This window comes from uncultured Roseibium sp. (assembly GCF_947494555.1).
GTDB lineage: Bacteria > Pseudomonadota > Alphaproteobacteria > Rhizobiales > Stappiaceae > Roseibium.
The window spans coordinates 35,287-60,282 of sequence record NZ_CANLVF010000003.1 but is presented as its reverse complement, the minus strand read 5'-3'; the positions used below and the strand labels follow the sequence as shown (position 1 = coordinate 60,282).

The 24,996-nt window shown below is 56.2% G+C and carries 21 protein-coding genes; 10 read left to right on the top strand and 11 right to left on the bottom strand.

The window, feature by feature from the left end; all coding sequences use genetic code 11:
• Positions 1-228: 228 nt before the first annotated feature.
• Both Q0915_RS15025 and Q0915_RS15020 read right to left on the bottom strand, forming a co-directional pair.
• Positions 229-1,182: an ornithine cyclodeaminase family protein gene (locus Q0915_RS15025; protein ID WP_299474918.1), complete on the bottom strand. Its 954-nt coding sequence runs from the start codon at positions 1,180-1,182 to the stop codon at positions 229-231.
• Positions 1,175-2,422: a Zn-dependent hydrolase gene (locus tag Q0915_RS15020; protein ID WP_299474915.1), complete on the bottom strand. Its 1,248-nt coding sequence runs from the start codon at positions 2,420-2,422 to the stop codon at positions 1,175-1,177. Before Q0915_RS15020 ends, Q0915_RS15025 begins: the two co-directional genes overlap by 8 nt.
• A 419-nt stretch (positions 2,423-2,841) precedes the next feature.
• On the opposite strand from Q0915_RS15020, the gene Q0915_RS15015 reads away from it, so the two are divergent.
• Positions 2,842-3,930 carry a TRAP transporter substrate-binding protein gene (locus Q0915_RS15015; RefSeq protein WP_299474912.1) on the top strand — a complete coding sequence of 363 codons (1,089 nt, stop codon included), beginning with the start codon at positions 2,842-2,844 and terminating at the stop codon, positions 3,928-3,930.
• A gap of 100 nt (positions 3,931-4,030) precedes the next feature.
• Here the strand turns inward: Q0915_RS15015 and Q0915_RS15010 are convergent, their stop codons facing one another.
• Positions 4,031-6,103, bottom strand: a complete 2,073-nt coding sequence (locus Q0915_RS15010; RefSeq protein WP_299474909.1) for a methyl-accepting chemotaxis protein — start codon at positions 6,101-6,103, stop codon at positions 4,031-4,033.
• Between the two features lie 540 nt (positions 6,104-6,643).
• On the opposite strand from Q0915_RS15010, the gene Q0915_RS15005 reads away from it, so the two are divergent.
• Positions 6,644-9,262 carry an AsmA-like C-terminal region-containing protein gene (locus Q0915_RS15005; protein ID WP_299474905.1) on the top strand — a complete coding sequence of 873 codons (2,619 nt, stop codon included), beginning with the start codon at positions 6,644-6,646 and terminating at the stop codon, positions 9,260-9,262.
• A gap of 64 nt (positions 9,263-9,326) precedes the next feature.
• Here Q0915_RS15005 and Q0915_RS15000 read toward each other — a convergent pair whose 3' ends face one another.
• On the bottom strand, positions 9,327-10,352 hold the full coding sequence (locus Q0915_RS15000; RefSeq protein ID WP_299474902.1) for an AraC family transcriptional regulator: 1,026 nt from the start codon (positions 10,350-10,352) through the stop codon (positions 9,327-9,329).
• Between the two features lie 406 nt (positions 10,353-10,758).
• Here Q0915_RS15000 and Q0915_RS14995 point away from each other — a divergent pair, with 406 nt between their 5' ends.
• From Q0915_RS14995 to Q0915_RS14975, 5 genes are all read left to right on the top strand, one after another.
• Positions 10,759-11,550 (top strand): class I SAM-dependent methyltransferase, encoded by a 792-nt coding sequence (locus Q0915_RS14995; RefSeq protein ID WP_299474899.1) that lies wholly within the window; start codon positions 10,759-10,761, stop codon positions 11,548-11,550.
• A 146-nt stretch (positions 11,551-11,696) separates the two neighbouring features.
• Positions 11,697-13,049 (top strand): aspartate aminotransferase family protein, encoded by a 1,353-nt coding sequence (locus tag Q0915_RS14990; protein WP_299474896.1) that lies wholly within the window; start codon positions 11,697-11,699, stop codon positions 13,047-13,049.
• Positions 13,046-14,146 carry an anhydro-N-acetylmuramic acid kinase gene (locus Q0915_RS14985; RefSeq protein ID WP_299474893.1) on the top strand — a complete coding sequence of 367 codons (1,101 nt, stop codon included), beginning with the start codon at positions 13,046-13,048 and terminating at the stop codon, positions 14,144-14,146. Before Q0915_RS14990 ends, Q0915_RS14985 begins: the two co-directional genes overlap by 4 nt.
• A gap of 89 nt (positions 14,147-14,235) precedes the next feature.
• Entirely contained in the window at positions 14,236-14,529 is a 294-nt protein-coding gene (locus Q0915_RS14980) for a hypothetical protein (RefSeq protein ID WP_299474890.1), read from the top strand.
• Positions 14,530-14,727: 198 nt separating this feature from the next.
• Entirely contained in the window at positions 14,728-16,089 is a 1,362-nt protein-coding gene (locus Q0915_RS14975; RefSeq protein WP_299474887.1) for an FAD-dependent oxidoreductase, read from the top strand.
• A 54-nt stretch (positions 16,090-16,143) separates the two neighbouring features.
• Here Q0915_RS14975 and Q0915_RS14970 read toward each other — a convergent pair whose 3' ends face one another.
• On the bottom strand, positions 16,144-16,698 hold the full coding sequence (locus Q0915_RS14970) for a transcriptional regulator (protein ID WP_299474884.1): 555 nt from the start codon (positions 16,696-16,698) through the stop codon (positions 16,144-16,146).
• 40 nt (positions 16,699-16,738) lie between these two features.
• On the opposite strand from Q0915_RS14970, the gene Q0915_RS14965 reads away from it, so the two are divergent.
• From Q0915_RS14965 to Q0915_RS14955, 3 genes are all read left to right on the top strand, one after another.
• Complete coding sequence (locus Q0915_RS14965) at positions 16,739-17,110, top strand: VOC family protein (RefSeq protein WP_299474881.1); 372 nt, start codon at positions 16,739-16,741, stop codon at positions 17,108-17,110.
• A 242-nt stretch (positions 17,111-17,352) separates the two neighbouring features.
• Positions 17,353-18,360, top strand: a complete 1,008-nt coding sequence (locus tag Q0915_RS14960) for a YncE family protein (RefSeq protein ID WP_299474878.1) — start codon at positions 17,353-17,355, stop codon at positions 18,358-18,360.
• A gap of 81 nt (positions 18,361-18,441) precedes the next feature.
• Complete coding sequence (locus tag Q0915_RS14955; protein ID WP_299474875.1) at positions 18,442-19,059, top strand: GntR family transcriptional regulator; 618 nt, start codon at positions 18,442-18,444, stop codon at positions 19,057-19,059.
• A gap of 30 nt (positions 19,060-19,089) precedes the next feature.
• On the opposite strand, the gene Q0915_RS14950 is transcribed toward Q0915_RS14955, so the two are convergent.
• The 6 genes from Q0915_RS14950 to Q0915_RS14925 form a co-directional block, all read right to left on the bottom strand.
• Positions 19,090-19,677: a pyridoxamine 5'-phosphate oxidase family protein gene (locus tag Q0915_RS14950; protein ID WP_299474872.1), complete on the bottom strand. Its 588-nt coding sequence runs from the start codon at positions 19,675-19,677 to the stop codon at positions 19,090-19,092.
• Positions 19,678-19,731: 54 nt separating this feature from the next.
• Positions 19,732-20,946 carry an aminotransferase class I/II-fold pyridoxal phosphate-dependent enzyme gene (locus tag Q0915_RS14945; protein WP_299474869.1) on the bottom strand — a complete coding sequence of 405 codons (1,215 nt, stop codon included), beginning with the start codon at positions 20,944-20,946 and terminating at the stop codon, positions 19,732-19,734.
• On the bottom strand, positions 20,943-21,581 hold the full coding sequence (locus tag Q0915_RS14940; RefSeq protein ID WP_299474866.1) for a PAS domain-containing protein: 639 nt from the start codon (positions 21,579-21,581) through the stop codon (positions 20,943-20,945). The genes Q0915_RS14945 and Q0915_RS14940 overlap by 4 nt, the downstream gene beginning before the upstream one ends.
• A gap of 92 nt (positions 21,582-21,673) precedes the next feature.
• On the bottom strand, positions 21,674-22,657 hold the full coding sequence (locus tag Q0915_RS14935; protein WP_299474863.1) for an adenylate/guanylate cyclase domain-containing protein: 984 nt from the start codon (positions 22,655-22,657) through the stop codon (positions 21,674-21,676).
• 196 nt (positions 22,658-22,853) lie between these two features.
• Positions 22,854-23,258 carry an MAPEG family protein gene (locus tag Q0915_RS14930; protein WP_299474860.1) on the bottom strand — a complete coding sequence of 135 codons (405 nt, stop codon included), beginning with the start codon at positions 23,256-23,258 and terminating at the stop codon, positions 22,854-22,856.
• A gap of 142 nt (positions 23,259-23,400) precedes the next feature.
• The gene (locus Q0915_RS14925) at positions 23,401-24,990 is read right to left on the bottom strand and encodes a bifunctional aspartate transaminase/aspartate 4-decarboxylase (protein WP_299474857.1); all 1,590 of its coding nucleotides are present in this window, start codon (positions 24,988-24,990) and stop codon (positions 23,401-23,403) included.
• Between the last annotated feature and the right edge of the window lie 6 nt (positions 24,991-24,996).

The window sequence follows — 24,996 nt, the reverse complement described above, 5'->3', positions numbered from 1 at the left end:
TCCGGTTTGCCGGCAAGGCGCTTTGTGCAGGACGGCCTGGTTGGCCGTTCAAACAAGGCAACGCCGTCCGGAGAGCCGGAACAGGCCACCGAAGGCCACGTTTGAAGGCTGTTCTGCCGCGTCGCAGGTTTTGGACGATAAACCATATCGCCCTGCAACCTGCTCCTTGCCGAACAGCCTTCAAACACGGTCAGATCGGTTCTTATTTCTTGTGCTTGGTATAAGCCGTTACTTTCTTTTCTCTTGAGCAAGGCTGGCCGCGGCCAGATCCTCAAGTGACAGCCCTGCAGACTTGAAAAGAGTATAGCTTGTCTCGTCCCGGCGTCCCGGATGGGCTCCGCAGCAAAGTTCACGCAGATCAGCCGCGACATCTTTTTTGCCGATAAGTCCTGCTTCGAGCGGTTGCGAGAGGTCGCCCGCCTGGGAAGCGCCGGCCCAGTCGTCAACGAACAACTCTGCCTGGGTTACTGCCTGATCGTCGCATTCACGCATGTCGGCGCGAAAGGAACCGATCAGATCCAGATGTGTGCCGGGCCTGAGCCAACTGCCCAAGACAACCGGCTGTTTTGAGGCGGTCACTGTTGTGACAATGTCTGCCCTTGCACAGGCCTCCTCCAGGTCTGGCGCAGTTTCTGCCTGAATGCCGGCACTCCGAAGGTCTCGGACAATTTCCTCGGCCTTCTCAGGACGACGTCCCCAGACAATGGTTTTTGAGATTGGGCGTATCCTGACATAGGCCTCGCCGACGGCTTTCGCCAGCTGACCGGTGCCGATGATCAAGTGATGCTTGGCGTTTTTTCTTGCCAGATAATCTGCAGCGAGCGCGGAGGCTGCTGCAGTACGGCGCTCGGTCAGCGCATCGCCGTCCAGGATCGATGTCAACTTGCCGCTCGACCCGTCGAACAGCATGTACCCCGCGTTGATCGTCGGCTGCCCCAAGTCCGCATTCCATGGAAAGAATGTAACGACCTTGACGCCAACCGACTTGCCCGGGAGCCAGGCCGGCATGATCAACAGCGAGCCGGACTGGTGCGAATTGCTCTCTTCTGGTGCGGGAACAGCAAGCACCTGTCGCGGCGGCGCATTGACGTTGGCGGTCGTAAACCAGCCGCGGAGTTGTTCGATCAGATCGGTCCAATCGAGCGCATTTACGACGGCGTCGTGTGAGACGTATTCAGTCACGGTCCGCTCTTTCAACTACAGCGTGGAACAGAATGTTCAGGCCCGCATCGAAGTCGCCGGGCTCGCAGTGCTCTTCATTGTTGTGGGTAATACCGTTCTTGCAGGGTGTAAAGATCATCACCGTCGGGCAATGAAGTGCCATGTGATAGGCATCGTGGCCCGCCTGGCTCTTGATGTCCTGCCAGTTGCACTCAAGCCGGATTGCCTGCGAACGGATCGAGTCGATCAGGCCTTCATCGAAAATATCGCCACCCCAGTGCCACTCGTCCTCAATATTCACTGAGCAACCCGATTTTGCCGCACTTGCAAAGAGCGCACGCCGCATTTTTTCCGCCATGACTTTTGCCGTTGCCGGATCGGGATGGCGAACGTCGCAGATCGCTTCGGCTGTGTCCGACAAGATGCCGGACTTGTTGGGCCAAGCCGTCAGGCGGGCAGCGGTTGCCTTGCCGTCATGCACGGCAAAATCCCAGCCGATGTCGTCGACCGCGGTCAGCCAGCGTGCACCGGCAGCCAGTGCATTCTGCCGAAGATCCATGGGTGTCGGACCGGAGTGTGCGGTCCGCCCGGAAAACGAGGCGCGCATGCCGTGGGTTGGATATGCACCTGTAACGATCCCGACCTCGCGGCATTCCGCGTCGAGAATGGGGCCTTGCTCGATATGAAGTTCGAAATAGGCGTCTATGTCTCCTGCGCGGCAGTCCACGGTGCCCGCATAGCCGATCCGTTCGAGCTCCTCGCCAAAGCGCGTGTTGTCGTCGCCGATCAGGTCTCTGACCCAATCCGGAGTATATCGTCCGACGAAACATCCGGAGGCGACCATCGGCGGGGAATATCTTGCGCCTTCTTCATTTGTCCAGTTCACGACGGTGATAGGCCTTTTGGTGACATGACCGGCGTCGTTGAGGGAACGCACGACTTCCAGACCCGCGAGCACGCCGGCGATGCCATCGAAACGGCCTCCATTGATCTGTGTATCGAGGTGGCTTCCGATCAGGATCGGCGGCAGGGCGTCGTCCAGCCCGTTGCGCCGCGCAAAGATATTTCCGATCTCGTCGACGGTGACGGTCAGGCCCGCTTCCTCGCTCCATCGGCAAAAAAGATCCCGCATCTGACGATCCGCGTCGGAAAGCGTCAGGCGCGACAGACCTCCCGGGCGTCCCGGACCAATTTCCGCAGATGCCTCGATCGTACCCCAGAAGCGGTCGATATTGACTTTCGTATCAGCGGAAACAGACATGATTTTCCTTTCGTGGTTTTGTAAGCTGTTGAAAAAAGACGCTTCTCGCTTCTCGTCCGGCGCATATTGCGGTTGGCTGCTGTCGGCCGGCAAATAGACAGAAGCTATGCGTTGCAAAGCGTGTCGATATGGTTCGCTACCGGGAGGCATTGGCAGCTCCAAAACGAACCCGAACCTCAAGCTTCTGAGTTTTGCGGAATTACAGCCAGGTAAACGGCAGGCAAAGTGCCTCGCGCCGTGCATATGCTTCCACCTTGCAAGGGGAATACGTGCAGGCCACGCCGACACCATCGCCATTTCAATTCCTATCGGAGGCATAGCCCAAGGCTATTTGCCGTGATACGGGCCCCAAAGGAAAATCCGAGCCTGGCAGGTGACCACCGTGTCCTGCATTTGAGTGAAAATCAGAGGGGAAAAAAATGGATCGTCGTTCATTCTTGAGAAATGCAGGCATTGCCGGGTCCGGCGGTGCTGCGATGCTGGCTGCGCCCGCGATTGCGCAGGAGCGCAAAGAACTCACAATCGTTTCGAGCTTCCCGCGGGACTTTCCTGGACTGGGCATGTCTGCACAGCGGCTGGCACAACGCATCAACGATTTGTCGGACGGCCGTCTTCAGACGGAATACTATGCGGCCGGCGAGCGCGTCGGAGCCTTTGATGTTTTCGATGAGGTCGCCTCGGGTAACGCGCAGGCCTATATCTCCGCCGACTATTACTGGGTGGGGAAAGATCCGGCCTTCGCCTATTTTACTTCTGTGCCATTCGGCATGACCATGCCGGAATGGAACGCCTGGATAAAATTCAAGGGTGGTCAGGAACTGTGGGACAAGGTCTCCGGAAACTTTGACCTGAAGGCGCTGCCATGCGGCGGAACCGGCACCCAGATGGGAGGCTGGTTCAACGTTGAAATCGAATCCGTTGACGACCTGAAGGGCCTGAAAATGCGTATTCCGGGTCTTGGCAGCACGGTGATGACCAAGCTCGGTGTTTCTGTTGTCTCGCTGCCGGGCGGACAGATTTACGAAAATCTTGTCGCGGGTGCGATCGAGGCGGCCGAATGGGTTGGGCCCTACAACGACTACTTCATGAAGTTTTATGAGGCGGCTAAATATTACTACATGGCAGGAATGCATGAGCCGGGCGGTGGCAATTCATTCGGCATGAACAAGGCCTGGTGGACGGGTCTGTCCGACTGGGAAAAAATAGTCATCGAAGCGGCATGCATGGAAGAGAACGCTGCGATGAACGAAGAGTTTCTCGCAAACAACGGCGTATATCTGAAGAAGCTCGTCGACGAGCACGGGACGGAGTTGAGACAGTTCAACGACGAAACCTGGGATGCCTTTGGCGAGGCGGCACAGGAAGTGTTTGAAGAAACGCGTGGGCAATCCGCATTGGTCGCGGAAGTCGATGATCATTACCGGGCGGCCCTTACCGAACTTGGCGCGTTTCGCAAGGGTGCTGAGATCGCCTATTCAAACCAGAGAAACAGGGTCCTGGGCCTCTAAGGATCCAGATCGGTCCGGGTATGCATCGCACGCCCGGCGAATTCAGGCAAAAGGCGGACAACGTCCGCCTTTTGCAGCATGAAGTTCCTGGAGACTTAAATTAAGCGACCTGCTTAAGGAAATGGTCGACGGCCTCGTCCAGTTTGATATTCAGGCGGTCGACATCTTCAGAGAGTGAGAGAATAGTCTCCGCTTCCCTGTTGGTTTCTTCAATTCGCTCCGACATCGTTTCGATATTCGTATCGACGACACGGCTGCCGTCGGTCGCGACGTCGAGATTGTGTGAAATTTCCTTGGCGGAGTCGCTTTGCGACTGAACGGCTTCGGCGATTGAGGTTGCCAACTCGTTGACCTGGTCGATCGCACTCGTCACTTGCTTGACCGCATCCATCATCTCTTTTGAAGAGGCCTGGACATTCGCGATCTGATCGGAGATCTGCCCGGTCGCGCTTGCTGTTTTGACAGCCAATTGCTTGACCTCGGATGCAACAACACCGAACCCTTTGCCTGCTTCACCGGCCCTTGCCGCCTCGATCGTTGCGTTAAGTGCAAGCAGACTTGTGTGTTCGGAAATCTCGTTGATGAACTCGAGTATTTCGCTGATGTTCGCCGTTGTCGAAATGAACTGATCGATACCGTTTCCGGTGCTTATGGCAAGTTCCGATGCCTGTTCCGCGGTGACCTTGGTCTTTTGGGTCTGGCTCGTGATTTCGGAAATTGTCAGGGCAAGTTCCTTTGTCGACTGAGCCACCAGGGAGACATTCTGGGTCGCATCGCTTGAAGCGGTCCGGACAGTGTCGACATACTGGTTGGAAGCGCTGGCGACGCGGTCCAGCCGGTCGGCACTCGATTTCATTTCATTGGCTTCGGTTTTCAACTCCTCGATGATGGAAGATATCGAGGTTTTGAAATTCGTGATCTCGGACGTGATCCTGACACGATTTTCTTCCTGGTGCGCCTGCTTGAGTTCCCGGTCCTCCTCCAGGCGTTTCTTCTCCGCGAGGTTTTCGATAAAGACAGACAGGGCCTGGGAGATCTGCTGGATTTCGAAGAACTTGCTCTCCTTGACTTTGTTGCCTTCAAGGACACCAGCTGAAACGTTGGAAATCGTTCCAGAAACTTCCTTCAGCGGACGCAATGCGCGGCCGAAGACCAGGTAGACGAGACCGCCGGTAACACCAAGAACCGCCGCCGCCATCCACAACAAAAGGACGCACAACGCGTTTACGGGTGCATAGATTTCAGCGGTGTCCTGCTGGGCAACCAGGAAGAAGGATCCGGCAGAACCCTGCATCGGTGTCGCAACGTAGAAAACGTCTTTGCCCTCAAGCCAGGCAACGGACAGGATGCCGCTTGTATCGGCAACGTTGGAGCCGGAGACGAGCGCGCCTGCGGGATCGTCCATTGACGCGGCGACCGGTTGCATCTCCTGATCGAGCAAGGCGATGCGCCCTGTTTCACCGAGCATGTCGAGTGTGTCGAATTGAGTAGAAAGCGCCTCTGCATCGAGGGTGCCGACGAAATAGCCGATATGAGCGCCTTCGCTTTCAATTCTTGCTGCCAGCATGGCAACGACCGAACCGTTCTCGGTGCGGACGAAGGGCGTCAGATACCCCTGTGCATCTTGCGCCCCGGCAAGAGCCAGCGCCAGGTTCCGGCTTTCCTCCAACGGCGAGTCATTCGCAACCGAAGATCCGAAGGCATCCCCCTTGTGGACGGAGTAATAAACGAAACCTTCAGGCGAAAGCAGCGCTATGTCCTTGTAGACCGACTGATTGAGGTAGTCCTTGATGAGGTTATGGTGAGCCTCGTGCATGAATTCAAAAATCTCGATCCCATCGCCCATGACGATCTCGCTTCGATCGCCGTCCGATTTGAGAAAAATGTCCTTCACCGTCGCGGCATCGCTGGAGTCCCACCCTGAGGCGAAGTCGATCGTTGCTTTTTCAAATTGTGTCGTTCCCGCCTGGTAGACGATTTCGTCTCGGGCGGTCTTCAGAATGTGAGCGGTATTTTCAGCGTTTGCGGTCGCGATCTGTTTCATCAGTATTTCAGATCTTTGCCGGTATTCAGCCTTGATATTCAGTATCGAAAGCAACAGGAACACGCCGATTGCCAGACCGGCACATGCGATCGCCGTAGCAGGCAAAAAGTTGGACAGTCTAATCTTCATTCTGGCTCAACTGTGCTTAAGACACCGAAAGCGTTTCGTTCTTAAGAAAAGCCGGTGTTTCCAGTTTTTAATGAATTAAAACAGTAATTTCGCATGGTGAATATTGCGTTAACGGACCTTGAGAACTCGCTGTTACTCACAGTCGGGATACGCGTTCGCGTTTTGCTTAAAAGTAATTCCGTGATCTGATTTGAATACCCTTATGATAAGGATTATTGATCGGCGCGAACAGGGCGTGCCAGACAAGAGCCAGGGCGCTGCACCTGCCTTTGTTGTGATGAGGTTTGTTTTGCCGGGTCAATGTGTTGTGTGTTCAGGTCTTATCGTCTTTGCACGACATTCGTAGAGTGCGAACAGCGTTGGAAGCAGCCGCCCGATTGTGCAGGTCGAAGAAAACCACAGGAAACTTGATTTGGCGTCATACTGTAAGGCGTCAGAATTGAACGGCACTCGGAATGACGTTTTACCTTGAAGACGGATGAAAGGCTGGCAGCTTTGGACAATGCGAAGCGAAAACCATCGAGGGGGTATGCCAGACTTGTGAGACTATTCGCGTTCGGTCTCATTGTTGTTGTCTTCGCGGCGCTTGCCGTCACCTATTCGCTGGCAACGCTCGATCTTTATGCTTCGGTGCGCCAGGAGCAGGCGGCTCAGATTCTGAGCCGCGTCCTGGGAAGGCCAGTGGAAGTGCGGGGTCCGGTGACCCTGGTCCCTGGCCTGAGGTTGGGCGTCAAGATTGAAGATTCCTATATTGAACGCTCGTCCGGTGGGGGAGATGGCAAGGCACGCGTGTTCGACACCGTGGAGTTCAATGCACCCTACAGCCTTTTGCGCGGCCAGGTTTCCGGCATCCGAAACTTTCATATGAGCGGGGCCGAGATCGAGTATCGCCCCGACGGAAAAAGTCAAAGGTCATCCGCGTTCGAGCTGCCGTCGACGCTCATCAATAACCCCGTCCTGGACAATATGGAATTGACGGATGTCGTGTTCCGTTTCATCGACGAGGCCGACGGCTGGGACGAAACCTTTGCGATCAACACCCTGAAGCTGACCACCGGAACCGATTCAAAGTCGACCGGGATCGAATTTGATGCCGCGCTAAACGGAACACGGTTGACGGCGGCAGGTGAGGTGCCTTCATCGACGGTCGCACAGGAGGAAAAGTCCGGTCCGTTCAACCTGACGATCACGTTTCCCGGCCTGGAAACGAGTTTGAACGGGACCGTCGACACGTCGCAAAAAATTGCACATATCAAGGGTGATCTGAGCGCGAACTCGCAGTCGATAACGGAGCTGCTCGCCTCTCTTGGCCTGGAAAGTGCGGTCGAAGGGACTGCCACCTCGAGCTGGTCCTATGCCGGCCCTGTCGACAGTCTCGATGTGACGGCTCTTAAACTCGACTACGAGGGTGAAAATGACGATCGGGTCACGGTGACCGGTGCGCTCTCCGACCTCTTCCAGCAGACATTGATAGACGTGAATTTCAAAACGGTGCTTGCGCCCCTCAAGCAGGAGCCGGCCGGATCGTTTGCCGTCAATGTGAAAGAAATCGAAGGACATGTAAGCGGCCCGCTCAGGGCTCTGTCAGTCGACCAGACAAGCATCACAACGAACGCTGTTCTTCTGGAATTCGATGAAATCGGGCCGATCACGGTCGGCAGGGTCATCAAGAGCGCGGATGACAAGGTCGGGCTGAAAGAGGTCACCATTCTCGACGGACCTGACGACGCGCCGTATCTCACAATGACAGGCGAGGTGGAGGATATCCTCGCTTTTTCTGGCGCGAGCTTTACGGGATCCTACCGGTTTCCAACCGCCATCTTGTTGAACCGGCCTGCAACAGATGCTCCGGAGCTTGGATATGTGAAGGGCAAGGTTTCGCTGAACGAGGCGTCGGGGTCGTTCGGGCTTGAAGAGTTGAGTGGAGAAATCGGGGGGACCGAGCTGCTCGATCTAGATTTCGATCTGGCAATTCCTGAGTTTCGCGTGGTCGAAGAGCTGGATTTTGCGACCAGCCTGACTATTCCAAAGCCGGCGAACGTTCTTGCCGCTCTTGGAGTGAAAACAGAGAAGACGTTTCCTGCCATCAGTTTTTCGGGGTCCAGTGGTCTTGCGCCGGAGGGCGCGAAGCTCAAAGGCAAGTTGAGCACCGGTGCGACCGACATCACGACCGATCTCAAGTTGGAGAATGACGATAACGGGTCGGGCTGGATGGTGGTCGGCACAATTTCATCGGATGAGATGGACTTTACGGACCTGTCGGACCTTGTGGAGTTTGCAAAGCTCGGTGCAACTGGCCTGGAAAACGACAACGATATCGAACTGACAAGGGAATTCGAAGCGGCCTTGAGGGCCGACATCGCCTTGAACGTGAAGAAAATCGTCTCCGGAAACAAACACGCCGGCAATCTCACCGGCGCCTTGAAATACGATGACGACAAGGTGCGCCTGGCCGGGTTCAAGCTCGACTTCATTGGCGGCACCGTGAAAGGTGACTTCGGCGTCAATCTTGGATCCGAAAATCGGCCTGCCACCGCGAATGGCCGCATGGAAAAGTTTCCGCTCAAGAGCCTCATGAGTGAATTCGGGCTGACAGCGCCGATCTCCAGTACGGTTTACGCCAGCTTTGACGTGACGGGCAGTGCCGTCTCAGAGACAGCATTTCTGAGATCGCTCTCCGGCAGTGTAACAGCCTCGCTCTGGGGCGGGACGCTGCCGAACCGGCTCATTGACCTGACCGGCCTGAATGTCTTTACCTGGCTGGTGACCAGCAACAAGGAACATACGAGCAAGCTGGTCTGCGCGGTGCTTCCGCTGCATTTCAAAAACGGTGTTGCAACGTCCAGGCAAATGATTGTCGAAACCGAGAATGTTCAGATTGTCGGTGCGGGCAGTGTCAATCTGAGGTCCGGGGCGCTGGACTTGTCCTTCGTTCCACGAGCCAAACGCAAGCAGCTGGTCGAGATCGTCTCACCCTTCGAGATCCATGGCACGCTGGGCAAACCGGACGTGACGGTGAAGGACGCAGGTCCGGGGCGTGCCATCGGCGAGGTGGTCTCCCTGCCGCTCAATCTTGTCAGCCACCTGTTCCGCGGCTCGGGGCCGATTGACGAAAAGGCGCGGCCCTGCACCTTGCCGAAAAATTCCGGGCCGAAGTAAGCCGTGTTAGGTTGCGACACGATGAACTGACCCGGTAGTCTGTGCCTGAGACCGATTGATGTACCTAGCCCGCATTCAACCGCCGGACTTCTGAGGCGCGCGCACCGGGAGTGACGCCGAACCAGCGCTTATACGCCCGAATGAAAGCCGGCAAATCCGAATAGCCGAGCAGATAGGCGATCTCCGGTAGAGAGAGATCGCTTTTTTTCAAGTATTCCTCCGAAAGGTTGCGCCGCACATCCTCAAGGACTTCCGAAAATGTAGTGCCTTCGTCGCCAAGCCGCCGCGCGAAGGTCCGTTCGGTCATGCCCAGTTTGCCGGCAACGACACTTGCCGAGCTCTGACCTTTCGACAAGCCGTCGATTACGTGAAACTCGACACTGGAAAGAAAAGACTTTGGAGCAGAGCGCCGCTCTTCCAGCATCCTGTCGGCAACATTCGACATGAGCGCGAGCAGATCGCGGTCCGAATGGACAAGCGGTGTTGCCAGGTCCGAGGCGTGAAACACGATCCCGTGCATGTCGCTGCCGAAGTAAATCGGGCAGCCGAAAAAGAGCTTCATTTCCGCAGGAGCTTCGGCGCGCTGATGATGAAAATGAACCTCCGACGGCCGCAGGATCCTGCCGGTACCAAAGCGGTAGTTGGACAGGATGGCTGCCATGCCCGCCTCGTTGGCCTGACGTTTGAAATAAGAGCTCCGGTCCACGCCCTGATAGGAAAGTCTCGCGGTTGTTTCGGTCTTTGCCAGCGAAAGGCGATAGCTGTCGACGAAGATATTCACGTATTTGACGTGGTTCAGGATGGCCTGTTCCAGCGTTGCGGCCGAGATGCCGAGATAGGCGATAACGCCGAATGTTCCGGTGGGCGTCGCCTTGCCGACATCGAAACCGAAAAGGTCGTCGTCCAGATATTTTGCCGCCTGTTCCAGAAAGGCGTCTGATTTCTTGAGCGGGACGCGTTGGTCGAACCCTTCCAGGTCTTCTGGCGTGAGCCCCGATGTTTCAAGAGCTTCCAGGTGATCCTCACCACGGCTCTCCATCGCCTTGACGGCGGCCCTGATCAATGCGGCATCAACTTCGGCTTCGCTCAAAATGACCTCCCCCGGGCAATTTGGCACCAAATGACAGCATATTGGCTGACGCGGACAATCGGAAGCGTCATTGCCTGCCTAAATAAAAATAGAACGAACGGACACGAAAACAAAAATAGCAATTCCGCGCGATGTAACCGTCGAACAACAACAAAAGTCATCGCGGAATAACGTCAAACTCCAGGCTGTCGGTCGTTCGTCACGTCCCGTGCCCCCCACCGACTGTGACATGCGCGCTGTGGTTCCCGGCCACAGCTCACCGACAGTCTTTTGACCGCGCCTCGGCGCGGTTTTTTGTTTTTGGGCTGCGAAAGGCACGGCCGGTATGCTGTGGTGTCCGACCAGGTGGTTCCGTTTCTTGCAGCGTGTCACACCTGGTTCGCAGTTGCCTGATACGACCCCGCGCATGACCTGTGACCTCTCAATACCCGACCGCTTCGACAGCGTGGTTGAGATGTATTCCGCTTTTCGTACGCGCTACGCCCCGGGCCTGATCGATTGGCTGTTGGCCGAAACGCGGACAGGCAAGGAGGCGCACGTTCTGGATCTGGGCTGCGGGCCCGGCTTCATCGCTAACGCGCTCGGGCCAAGGGTTGCCCGCGTCACCGGTGTGGATCCGAGTGCATCTATGATTACAGCGGCAGAGGCGGAAGCACCGGACAACGTCACCTATGTCGAGGGATCTTCCGAGGATCTGTCGATCGTGGAGGGACCGATCAATCTGGTGACGATGGGCAGGTCCTTTCACTGGAAGGATCGCCCTGCAACACTGAAGGATCTGGATACGCTTGTTGCACAAAATGGGGCACTGTCCTTTCTGGACGACAAACCGATAAAAGCGCCGAAAAATCTCTGGTGGTGGGCGGTTCAGGAGGTTGGCAAGGCGCATGCAAGGCCGGATCCAATCAGCCTCCATCGAATGACCGATGCCTGGGAACCGCATGAGACGGTATTGCTCGCATCTCCTTTCAGCGACTTGCGGCGAATATCTGTCTTAGCGAGGCACAGCTGGACTTATGACAGCCTGCTGGGTCATTTTCTGTCGCGCTCCGGCTGCAGGCCGGAAGTGATGGGCTCAAAGGGTCTGGCCGCGTTCGAGGCCGCCTTGAAAGACGCCTTGTCACCTTTTGGGGATGGGCCATTTGAAACGCTGAATGACCACGTCGCCCTCATTGCCCGGCGGCCTGACCACCCTTAAACGGGTCGCGGCATCTGCGTGTTCCACGTCTTGTCAAACGCCATTGTATACGCCGGTTGAAATGGTTAGCTTGCATGTGAATGCCGCCTTGCAGAAAAGACGCCAGGCTGGCTTGCCTAATCTCTTCACTTAATATGAGGCGTTTCATGGCGCAGTTGCCGAACTCACTCGAAGCCCGCGATATCGCTGTTCAACTCCATTCCTATGCGGACGCCCGGCGCCAGGAAGACACCGGCTCTCTTGTCATTGAGAAGGGAGACGGGATTTATGTCGAGGATATCAACGGCAAGCGCTATATCGAAGGCATGGCGGGTCTATGGAGTGTTGCCGTCGGCTTCGGTGAAAAACGTCTGGTCGAGGCGGCCGCGCGCCAGATGGAAAAGCTGCCCTACTATCACACCTTCACGTACAAGACCCACGGACCATCGATCGAACTCGCTGAAAAGCTGATCGAGATGGCGCCCGTGCCGATGTCGAAAGTCTATTTCACCAACTCAGGTTCGGAAGCTAACGACACGGCGATCAAGCTGATCTGGTACCGCTCCAACGCGCTGGGCCAACCGGAACGCAAGAAAATCATTTCCCGCATGCGCGGTTATCACGGCGTCACCGTCGCCTCGGCAAGCCTGACGGGCCTGCCCAACAACCACAAGTCCTTCGATCTGCCCCTGCCGCAGATCCTGCACACGACAAGTCCGCATTACCGCACCATGAAGCAGGACGGCGAGAGCGAAGCGGACTTCGCCAGACGATGCGCGCAGGATCTGGAAGATCTGATCCTTGCCGAAGGTCCGGAGACGATTGCTGCCTTTTTCGCTGAACCCGTCATGGGGGCCGGCGGTGTCGTGGTACCGCCCGAAGGCTATTGGGAGGCCGTTCAACCAATCCTCAAGAAATATGGCATCCTGTTCGTGGCCGACGAAGTGATTTGCGGGTTTGGACGGACCGGCAATATGTTCGGGACGCAGACCTACAATCTGCAGCCGGACATGATGACCCTGTCGAAAGCGTTGTCGTCGTCCTATCAACCGATTTCAGCGCTTTTGATCAACGATAACGTCTACGAACCGATAGCAGACGAGTCTCATCGGATCGGGGTACTCGGGCATGGCTATACCGGCAGCGGGCACCCGGTTGCGGCAGCTGTTGCCCTGGAAAATCTGAAGATCATTGAAGAAAAGGGCCTTGTCGGCCACGTGCGCGACATCGCGCCCACCTTCCAGTCCCGTTTGGCGGGTCTTGCCGAAAACCCGCTTGTTGTTGAAACCCGCGGTATCGGTCTGATCGGCGCGGCAGAACTGCATCATCCGGCCCATTCCGATACGCCCGGTTCTCTCGGCGCGGCCGCGAATGTGATTTTCCACGAAAATGGACTGATTTCACGCGCCATGCTGGACGCCATGGCATTCTGCCCTCCTCTGATAATCAAAGAGCAGCAGATCCATGAGATGTTCGACATCGCGCAGGAAAGCCTGAAGAAAGTGGCCGACACCCAATGACTGGGTGGTCGATTGTCGGTACCATCAGCGGTACTTCCGCCGACGGGATCGATATTGCCGAGATCAAGACGGATGGTGCGACGGTCAGCCATTTCGGACCGAGTGAAACGACAGATTACCGGGCAGACACAAGAGCGAGGGTTCTGGAAGCGGCTGGTCACAAGGGCGGGAACCGGGGAAGCTGGCCGGAGATTGCGCGGCTTGTGACCTCGGATCATACGTCTGCCATCCGCGCATTCATGCGACGGCACAATTTGACGCCGGACGCCGTCGTTTTTCACGGTCAGACGGTGTGGCACGATCCGAAAGCCGGGGAAACCGTGCAACTCGGCAATCCGCAGGCACTGGCGGACGAGCTGGCTCTTCCGGTGATTGGCGATGTTCGCCTCGCGGATATGGAAGCGGGCGGTGAGGGGGCTCCGCTCGTGCCGGTTTACCATCAGGCCCTTGCAAAGACGCTGGTTGGTGCCGACAGGGAACCGCTCTGTTTTTTGAATATCGGCGGTGTCTCCAACCTCACATTTATCGACGGCGATCATCTGCTGGCCTTCGACATCGGTCCGGGCAATGCACTGCTGGATGACTGGGTCCGCTCGCACGGCGCGGGTGACTACGACGCAGGCGGCGAAATCTCGGCAAGGGGGCAGGTTGACGAGGCAAAGCTGGCCGAAGCGCTAACGCATTCTTTCCTCTCAGAGCCGGGGCCGAAGTCGCTCGACCGCTACAGCTTCTCCGGCGAATTCGTAAGGGGAATGAGTCTTGAGGACGGCGCAGCAACGCTGTTGAGGTTCACGGCGGACGCAATTGCGAAGGCGGAGGCACTTTTGCCCGTTGCGCCCCGCTTCTGGCTTGTCTGCGGAGGAGGGCGCCGCAATCCGGTCTTGATGCGGGCGCTTGCCGACAGGCTTTCCGGCGACGTCGTTTCGGCAGATGACTACAAAATCGATGGGGATGCGCTTGAAGCACAGGCAATGGCGTTTTTAGGCGCTCGGCTGAAAGCTGGATTGCCGACAACGTTTCCCGAAACAACCGGCGCCGCTCGTCCCGTGACGGGTGGCAACATGTATTTGCCGCGCGCGCGAAAGGAGATAGCCTGATTGGAATTAAGAATTTTTATGGTCTTTGAAAGAGTGAAATTGACAACAAAAAGTATTGAAGTTGAAAAAGATGGTTGCGAATTGTTGAGATGATTATTGAAGAATTAGTTGTTTCGATTTTATTCTTATTTTTTGGATGTTGCTTTTCTTATTTTCTGTATGAATTTGCTAAAGATGTTGTTTTTTATGCGAAAAATGGATGGGATCTAAACCAAATAAGAAAGGAATCTGTAGAAATTTATGACGGAGATCATGCCGCAGAATTGCCTTCGCGTGGGCGGCGTAGATTTATTGGAATGATAATCGTGTTAATTATTGGTGCGGTCGTATTGAGCGCTTTGTTTTTCGGTGGTTTTCTTCCCTTTCTAAAGAAGATTTTGTAATCCAGTGCTTCAGTCTGAAGCTCGTAATCACTTAAGTTTCATAAACATTACGTTAGAAGCGTATTTGATGACGTTTTCGAGCGCGAGACAAAAGGCTGGATCGCCGAAAACACTACAGCAACTGGTGCTAGTCAGCCTTCATCGTCGGATATCTCCAGAAGCCCAACCGTTGAGTAGCCTCCAACCATGTGAGTGAGCGTGAAAAAAATCCTAGAGCCCGCCCGCGAAATTGACGTCATCCACGAGACCGATGTGCTTGTGGTGGGATCCGGACCCGGCGGTTTGTCCGCTGCTCTCGGCGCGGCCCGCACCGGTGTCGAAGTCACGCTCGTCGAGCGCTTTGGCTGTTTTGGCGGCAATATCACGGCGGTCGGCGTTGAAGGCTTCGCCTGGTACCGGCACGAGAAAACCATCGATACGGAAGGCGTTGGCCGCGAGTTTGAAGCGCGCGCCCGCGATGCCGGTGCGACGACACCTGAACCGCAGTCCGACAGCGATGCGATCGATGCCGAAGGCTTCAAGCTGGTCGCCGATACGCTGGTCGAAGAAGCCGGCATTCATCCGATGCTGCACCGGGCTTTCGCTGCCCCCATCATGGAGGGTGACGAAATTCGCGGCATCATCACAGAGAGCAAGGCGGGCCGCGAGGCGATCCTGGCGAAGAAGGTGATCGACGCGACCGGTGACGCAGATGTTGCCCATCGCGCAGGCGCGGCCACCAAAAAGACGCCTGTCGAGGAAATGCAGGCGGCATCCGTGATGTTTTCCATGAACGGCGTCGACAAGTCGAAGTTCATCGAGGCGGTCAAGGCCGATCCGCAGACCTACAAGGATTGGGAAAGCGGCGAGTGGTCCGTCGAGACCACAGGCAAGGAAGACCAGATGTTCTCGCCCTTCCTGCGCAAGCCCTTTGAAAAGGCGATGGAAGCGGGCATCATCCCGCGCGCACTGTCGACCATTTCCGGAACCTGGGGCGCCGTCTATGACAGCGGTGATCTCACCTATCTGAACCTCGTGCATCTTCCCGAATGCGACGGCACCGACCCGGCGTCCATGACGAAAAACGAAATCGAGGGCCGGCGTCAGGCGATGATGGCGGTTGAGGCGCTGAAGCGCTTTCACCCCGGCTGCGGCGGCGCCAAGCTCAGAAATTTCGGCATGACCATCGGCATCCGCGATACGCGCAAGATCCTGTCGGCCTATGACATGACCGAATTGGATGTCCGCGAAGAAGGACGCTTTGAAGACAGTGTCGGAATCTTCCCGGAGTTCATCGACGGATACGGCATCTTGATCCTGCCAACGACCGGCCGCTATTTCCAGCTGCCTTACCGGACGATGCTGCCAAGAAGTGTCCGGAACCTGCTCGTTGCGGGCCGGGCAACGGGCGGCGACAAGGTCAGCCATGCCGCCACGCGCAACATGATGTGCTGCACGGTGACGGGACAGGGGGCTGGTGTTGCAGCAGCGCTTGCCGTTAAACACGGCCTGGAGCTTGAGCAGATGGATGTTCAACGCCTGCAACAGGAGTTGAAGCGCCAGGGTGTCCGCCTTCACTGATTTTCGCACGATTCCGTTCATTGAAACGCAGGCCTTTCGCAGGCCACAAACCGCCTAGAGATTGACGCCGGGCAGATCATTCAGACTGACGGCCTGATTGACTTTCAGACCATCGTTGACGGCGTGATAAGTCGGAAACGGGGAGCGCTGGGAGAGGTCGAAGTCGCGTTTGAGCCAGTCCCGGTCCTCCAGAACGCCGAGGGATTGGGACAACGCACGGTCCGTTATCCTGCCGAGTTCCGATTTGATCACCGAATAGCGCGTCGGTCTCTGTGTGACGGCCAGGATAGGGACTGCCCAACTCCGTTTGAGAACCGAAAAAGCGTCGTCTCCCGGCACGCTGCGCAAGATCCTCTGCGCCATGGCCGCGACGACGGTACCTTGTGGCGTCAATCGGAATTCCGGCCGCAATGGGTGTCCGTGTCCGGGGTTTTTCTCGATCATTCCAAGCCGTATCAAGTGCTCCAGGCTGTTTGCGAACGATGTCCGGCTGGCTCCCGTTGCCGCGATCAAAGGCGCCTGCCGTCCGGGAACGCCATCATTGAGAAGCGCCAGTATCTTTAGCGACCAGGCTTTGGATGTGAGCTTGACAAGCAGGTCTAAATCCATAAAGTATATTTAATATATTTTTGATACAAAGGAAAGCGTGATGCCGGTCGTTTCATTGGAAAACACAATCACTTTGGCCCTGTCGGTGCGTGACAGGCACGCCAGTGCCGCGTGGTACGAGAAGAACCTTGGATTTGAAGTTCTCTATCATGCGGACGAAGCCGGCTGGAGCGAACTGCAGACCAAAACAGAAGGTGTCACGCTGGGGCTGGGCGAACAGGCAGAGCCTTCGCCTGGAAACACCGTTCCCGTATTCGGGGTGGCGGATATCGCAGTCGCTCGCACGGCGCTCGAAGGCGAAGGCGTGAAGTTTGATGGGGAAACCGAAACCATCGAAGGCATGGTCAGCACGGCAACCTTTTACGACCCGGACGGCAATGCCCTCATGCTGGCGCAGGATCTGTCAAAATAAGACAAAGCCTCAAATGAAAGCAGTGTTTGCAGCATGTATAAATCATGAAAACGCTGTATGGATAAAAGAATAATAATTTTATTATTGTTGTTAAATTTATTCAGCATGAGCGGGAATGGATTTATTACTGAAGTTTAATTTGAAAATACTGAAATCGAAATCAAATAACCTCCAGGACGTTTCTTTGCTTTGAGAAGACGAGGGGTGTCTGTCGATAAACTGAAACAGACTGGAGGTTAAAAATGTCATTCACGAAATTTGTGTCTCGCACGTCCATAGCAATGTGCCTTCTCGCAGGCACCACGCTTTCTGCAAGCGCGGCGACACTGATGGTCGGCAACAAATATGCTGGCACCGTCAGCTTTGTCGACCTGGACACGGGCCAGGAAGTCCAGCGGCCGATCACGGGTGGATCACCTCACGAGTTGGCCGTTTCGCCGGACGGAGACAAGGTGGTTGTCGTGTCTTATCTGGAAGACGGTTACATCGGCCGCGAGCTTAACGTGTTCGATGTCGCGACAGCCGAACACCTGAAGACAATCGACATTTCGCCTCACATGGCGCCGCACGGAATTGCCTGGCTCGGCGACACGGACAGCGTGATCGTGACAACCGAGGAAACGCGTGACGTGATCAAGGTCGATGTCGTCACGGGAGAGGTGACAGGTCACGTTGCCCCGGGTCTGATTGGGACACATCTGCTTGCAATGTCACCTGATGATGCAACGGCTTACGTCACCAGCCGCGGGTCGGACAAGGTCTCGGTGATCGACGTGGAAACGATGGACATTTTGAACACGGTGAAGGCGGATACCGGCCCGGAGGCCGTTGATGTCAGTCCTGACGGAAAGACGCTTTGGGTTGGTAACAACCAGTCTGAAACCATCATTGTGCTCGATACTGCGACAATGGAGCGTCAGCAAGTGATCGAGACGGGTTACCTTCCGATCCGTGCGCAGTTCGATCCTGCTGGAACGGTCGTTGCGGTCGCAGATCTGAACGGAGACCGGATCGTCGTTTATGACCCGTCTTCCTTTGAGGTTGTGTCGGCGGTAGATCTTGCCCCACATGGCGCACACGGACCCGCATCGCTGTTGTTCTCTCCGGATGGCAAGTCGCTGTTCACCGGAGCGCAGGATGGCGCAAGGGTCGCGGAGATCGACACCTCAACATGGTCCGTAACGCGTGTTTTCGAGACCGATGAGGGCGCAGACGGACTTGCGTTCAGTGATCTGAAAGCAGGTGTCTAACGGTTTGGGGAAGGAGGTTTATGAACCTCCTTCCCGGTACCTTCACTTGCTTACATGGTGTCTTGCGGCTAACCAGAGAGCATGAACGGATCTGAAATCTACAAGCGCCTGATCGGGCTTATCGAGGAACGCGTGCTGAAGCCCGGGGATCGGCTGAGAGAAGCGGATCTCGCCGAAGAGTTCGGTGTCTCCAGAACGCCGATACGCGAAGGGCTCAAGCGGCTTGAGGCACAAGGTCTCGCCGTCCATGAACCCAATCGCGGCATGGTCGTGCCGACCTTGGACCACGGTCAGATCAACGAGGTTTATTTCATGCGCGAGGTCCTGGAGGGAACGGCGGCCGGACTTGCCGCAAAACATGCCTCGCAGCCCGAAATCGAGATCCTGCAGGATCTGGTCAAATCAGACAGACAGCGCATTGCCGACAAGGACAGTCTCGTCCGCTCGAACAGGGATTTTCATCGGCGGCTGTGTCTGGCCTCCCACAACCGTTATCTCGTCGACCTCATCGAACACCTTCGCCTGTCGCTCATTCTTATGGCCGGTACGACGCTGGATACGCCCGAGCGCCGGGAAACGGCGGTGGAGGAGCATGCTGCCGTGGTGGAAGCGATTGCCCGGGGAGACAGCGACGCAGCCGAGGCCGCGGCCCGGCAGCATATCGCGCATGCCCACAAGACGCGCCTTCAGCAAATCTGACGCTTGTGCATACCACCAGAGACCGGGTGTCTAAGGCGCGATCCAGCCGAGGCTTTCCAGCTTGCCTTCGTCGTCGTAGCTGAATTTTGCGCGCAGGTTGTTTTGCCGCTCCAGGCGGCACCAGTCGAGCGCCAAAGTTTTGAAGAAGAGTACTCCGAAAGACGTTTTTCCGCTCGCGTCTACTGGATGGAGGCCTTCGGTATCAGAAACCGCAGTTTCATCTGGTAACGCATCCCCGGGTGGTCCGCCGGTATAGGTCGCGCGCGTATGCGATGGCAGCGTGTTCCAGGCCCGTTCGGCCTGCTCTGATCCGGGGAACGCAAGCCGCACGCTGCCTCGCAGGCGTAATTGCACGCGGGTCTGATCGGAATATCCCAGAACGGTCGCATTGCCGTTTTGCTGCAGCTCCAGCCATTTGGGACTGCGCGTGTCGGTATGAAACTCAAGTGTGCGGGTCGTGCGATCGACGGACCGCAGCACGATTGTGCGTGCCTCGGGAAAGTCACACCGGCCAAGGGAAGCCAGTGTCAGATACCGGTAGGGCCTGTCGCGGCCCGTCGTTGCGTCATGAAGAGCGCTCCAGGCGTCTTCTTCGATTGTTGTGAGGCTCTCCGGCACGCGAGGTCCTTTGCGTCAAGTTCGGCGGTTTGCTTTGTGAGGAAAACACGCGTTTCAGGCACGTTCCACAGTGAATTCGGCATAGTGCTTTTCCAGGTGGTGCCGCATTGCCTTGAGACCGTCCTTGAAGACCTGATCTCTTCCGAACCCGATCCGGAAGTGATCTTGGGGAACTGTGCCGAGTTCGCTGGCGTAGATTGAAGAGGGCAGGATCATGACCCCGCTCTCCTGCAGAAGCATCCGTGAAAACTGTTCGACCCCGTCGGGTCCGAGGTACTTGGGAAACGCCACGCAGCCGCCCATTGGCCTTTGCCATTCGAAAAGCGATGGAAAATCGTTGAACACTTGTTCCAGCGCCTCTGCATTTTTAAGCATGATGGCGTGATTGCGCGACAGGATTTTATGACGCGACTTCAGTGCAATGAGCGCCAGGACTTCCGACGGCCCTGAATTGCAGATGGAAAGGTAATGCTTGAACCGCTCCACTTTCTGAAGAAGGGCATGGTCCTGAGACGCAATCCACCCGATGCGAAGACCCGGCAGGCCATAGGCTTTCGACATCACGTTCAGCGAAATACCGCGTTCGTAAACATCAGCGATCTGAGGCATCCGGTCATTCGGGTCAAGTTCGACGCCGCGATAGACTTCGTCGCTCAATATGTAAATTCCCCTTTCCCTTGCGAAAGCAACGAGCTCGGTCAAGTCTTCGCCAGTCATGAGATAACCCGTCGGATTGTGCGGAAAATTGAGGGAAATCAGTTTCGTGTTCGGTCTGATTGCGTCCCGCAGCCGATCCAGATCGATCCGCCATCCACCTTTGCCTGAGTTTGAACCGGGCCCATCCGGCGACGAATAGCTCATCGGAACACCCGTCACTTCGCAGATCGAAAGCGGGATCGTTTCGGCGCCCTGGTAGTTGGGCGTGGGGACGATGGCGTGATCGTCTTTTGTGAGAAGGACATTCGGAGCCGCGAAGAGACCCTCACCCGCGCCTGCGAGGCAAAGAATGTTGTCTCTTGTCATGCGCTCGTAGGTGCGTGCGATTTCATCGCGCAGCGCCGGCGCGCCCCAGGTTTCGGTATAGCCAAGCCAGAGCTCTTCGAAGGCGGAACGGTCCTCGTCCGACGCCAGCGCCAGCAACTCCGCCAGCGACACGCTTTCAAGATCGGATGCCGTCATGTGGTGTTTGGCGGTAAACTCCCATTCGGAGAAAAACACCTCCAGACCAAAGTCCCGCATTTTCCTGGGTGATGCTACAGTCTGGCTCATTGCAAGCCGTGCCTTTCCTGATCCCGCGCCTCGCGCAGCATTGCATAGAAACTTGCGCGCGAGATCCCGAGCGCCTGGGCCACATAGTCACCGGCCCCCCTGGCGGACAGTATATCGGCGCGTAAAAGCCGTTTGATGATTTCCACACGGCCCGGCCTGCGCAGCTGATTGAACGAAATCTTCAGATCCTTGAGCGTGTCCTCGATGATCGTATTGGTCAGTTCGCGCCAGTCATTCTTGAGGAGCGTCACTTCTGGCCCCGCTTCGAAGTCCGTCATTTTCCGCAACAACGTTCCGGCAAGCTCGAGATCACCCGTTTTGAAGTTGATGCAAATAAGGCCCACGGGATCCCCATCATCGTTGCGAATGATGGCTGAAACGGATTTTAGCCTGGCACCGTCCGGTCCGGATTTTCGATAGGGACCGATCGTTCCGTCTGCGCGCAGATCGGATGCATAATTTTCGGTTTCCATAAGGGAATCGTCACCAACAGCACGCGCTGAAAATCCGTTTTCAATCCAGGCGATCCTTCCTGTGGCAAGATCGTGCAGCACGACCTCGACCATGTCAGGAAACAACAGCGTGATCGCCTTGCAAACTGGTTTGAAACTGGAGAGCTCGGAAGAGAACTTCATCTAGACTTTTTATACAAAAAAAGACTTTATGTATATACTAAATTCAACACGGCATTGTCTCGCGGGCTGCGCGCAACAGATCTAAGATGGCGTTAATGCGACTTTTTGAGCGCCCAGAGCATCAGGTCTTCTCGTTTGCCATGCGCTGAATAAGGCGGCAGTTGCCGCAGCCCTGCAGACATCCCGGCCGGTAGTCGTTCGACGAGCGCATCGGAAAGCACGGTGGTTTCATTCAGGACCTTGGCAGCTGTTTCCAGTCTGGCGGCCGTGTTCATCGTGTCGCCAAGCAGGGCGATTTCCTTTTTCCAGTCACCAATTTCACCTGCGGCAACGGGGCCGCAATGCAACGCGATCCTGAGCATCGGTTCTGTGTTGAAACGCTCTCGGTAGTTTGGCGCATGTCGATTGAGCACCTTGTGCATCTCCTTGGCACAGACAAGACAGGCAGCGTCTTCGATCCCCCGGTCAATCGGCCAGGTCACAATCACCGCGTCGCCGACATAACGGTGGACGTTGCCACGCGCCTTTTCGATCGGAGCGGCGAGATCAAGCGCGACATTTTGAAGAAAGACATGAAACTCGAGTTCCCCGATACGTTCCGCCAGGGCCGTTGATCCGATCAGATCGGCGAAAAGCACGACCCGTTCTTCCAAGCGAGGCCGATTATAGCGGCCTGAGACAAGGGAAAGTGCTGCCTCGGCACCAAGAAACCTCATGATCTCCACGCCGATAGACATGACGATCGCAACACCTGCGGAAATCGCGAAAACCTCCGTGAAGTCGGGATGCCGCCACGGCGGTGCATGGGCCGTCAGTAGCGATGGCACGCATAAGCCCAGGACGATAATACCGCCAAAAGCAACAGCGCGAAGCACTCCGAGACTGACAGGGGGGAGCCGGCGGACTGTTCGCAGCTGCGCGTTTGAAAAAACGAGAATTTCACTCAACGAACAGCCAAAGCCGATGACGGTTCCGACCAGGGCGCCGAGCAATGCCTCAACGGCAAAGCCGTTCGCGTCGGCGCGTAAAAGTCCGATCATCGCGCCGATCCCCGCTGAGATCAGCGTGATCTTCACGAGGACCTTAAATGTACGAATAGAATGCGTATTTCCGGTCAAACGTCTGCCCGCAAACCAACAACGGGAAAGGCGATTGAACCCGTTAGATCATATTCGCATGCGAAAATCATCAGAGAGCGGGGACAGATTGGCAGCCAGTGCCCCCCAAGACAACGTTCGGACAAGATGGGCGCAACAGCGTCGGAGCAAGTCCCTATGTGACAAAAGCCGCGTTCACGGCGAGAACCAGGTTCGCCAAAGCAGCAACTCCGATCACGGTGAACGTAAGCAGCATGCCCGAGACCCGGAAGCTCATCGGTTCGGGTACACAGCTGACTCCATAGGCATGCACGGCGCGCCCGACCAGAAGAAACAGGCCGAGGCCGTAAAGCAGCCAGTGGGCTCCGCCCATAAGCTCGAGCGTGAGCAGAAGGACAAGGGCGAGCGGCGTGTATTCAGCAAAGTTACTGTGCACGCGCATGCGCCTGAGCAGCAGATCGTTGCCCTTGTCGCCAATGCTGATGCGCTCGGTGTTGCGCGCGCGGATTACGCGCATGCTGAGGGCGAGATACAAAAATGCCAGGAGACTTGCAACGAGTGGCGTAATGACGATGTTCACGATTGCCTCCAAAGCCCAAGGACCGAGTTCAAAGAGTGGCGGACCCACGTAGTCTTCACATAAAAAGTACGCCGAACCGTAATACACAGTTCAGCGTAATAGAGTTTAAATGTCCGAAAATTCTTTCGAAGTCGGGAAAGCTCTACTTTTTCATGTACTCGTCGTGATACTCGGCGATCACTTTGCGCGCGAAAGCACCTATCTTCGCATATTCCGCTTCAGTCAGGTTGGCGAGGGACACGCGCGCGGACGCATCAACCACTTCAAATCCTTTGCCGGGAAGCAGGACGACGCTTGTTTCTTCCGCAAGGCGGAACAGAAAATCGTATCCCTTCTTCTGCGCGACGAACCAGTCGGCAAATGCATCGCCGTAAAGACGTCCGCTCAGATGCTGGAGGTTGATCAGGGTGTAGTAATTGACGTCCTCAGGTTCGCGATGCGGTTTGACGCCCATGTTGAGTTCCAGCGTATTGAAACGTTTGCGAATGAGGCTCTTTGCTGCGTCCTTGTAGCGGTCGTCGCGATCCAGCAATCCGGCAAGGGCAAACAGCATCATCTGGATCTGCTGCGGGGTCGATGCGCCGGCCGTATGATTGAGCGCAACGGCGCGGCTGTCGGCAACAAGACGGTCGATGAACCTGATATCCCGTGGGGTGGTGGTGAGCGACGAGTAACGCCTGTCCAGAGCCACTTTTGTGTCTTGTGAGAGCGCAGCGAGCGCTTCGTCAAAGACATTGTCTTCATGAAGCGCGATCACGCCAAGACGCCAGCCAGTCGCTCCGAAGTATTTCGAAAAGGAGTAGACGCACAAGGTATTGCGCGGGCACTTTGCAAACAGCGATACGAAATCGTCCGCGAAGGTCCCGTAGACGTCGTCGGTGACGACAAACAGGTCCGGACGCTTTTCGTTGATCACCGCCGCGACTCTGTCGAGGTCATCGGGCGAGAGCTTGACGGACGGCGGATTGCTCGGATTGACGATGCAGAAAACCTTGATATCAGGGTCTTCGAGCTTTGCCAGCTCAGCGTCACTGAATTGCCAGTCGGCCCCTTCTTCCATGCGGATGTCGACGATTGGCATATCGTATTCTGGCAGAGGAGGGATCTCCAGATAGGGCGAAAAAATCGGTGTGCCTAGTGCGACCTTGTCTCCCGGCTTGACCAGTCCGTTGAACTTCAGGGTCTGGAAGATGTAGGTCATTGCCGCCGTTCCGCCCTCGGTCGCGAAAACGGAATAGGGGCCGTGCTGAGGTTCGTTGCCGAACATCTCCTTGCCAAGATAGGCCCCGACAATTTTCTCCGCATTCGTCAGCATGCGCGGGGGAACCGGATAGTTGCATCCCAAAAATCCTTCGACCATTTCGTGAAGAAGCTCATGCCGGTGAATTCCGAGCTGGTCTTTGGCAAAGGACAGGGCCGCGCGCAAGAATGTTGTTCCCTCCCGGTCCTCATGGCGATGAAGAAAATCCTCAAAACGCAGCAACAGCCCTTCCTTGTCGGGAAGACCGCCAAAGCCGCTGTCCAGATAGGAATAGGACCGTTCGGCCTCTTCGACCGAAAAGTCGCCGAGCCGTAGAAAACCGCGCCGTGGATGCGTCGCCAGAAAGTTCGGATTGCCACGTCCCGCATTCAGCATGATGCGCTGTGCGGCGGACGATGCAATTTCGATAAGCTTGTCCTTGAGTTCAAACGGGCTGAGATCCTGGAATTCGGAATAGTCTTGCTTGCTCATCTGAAG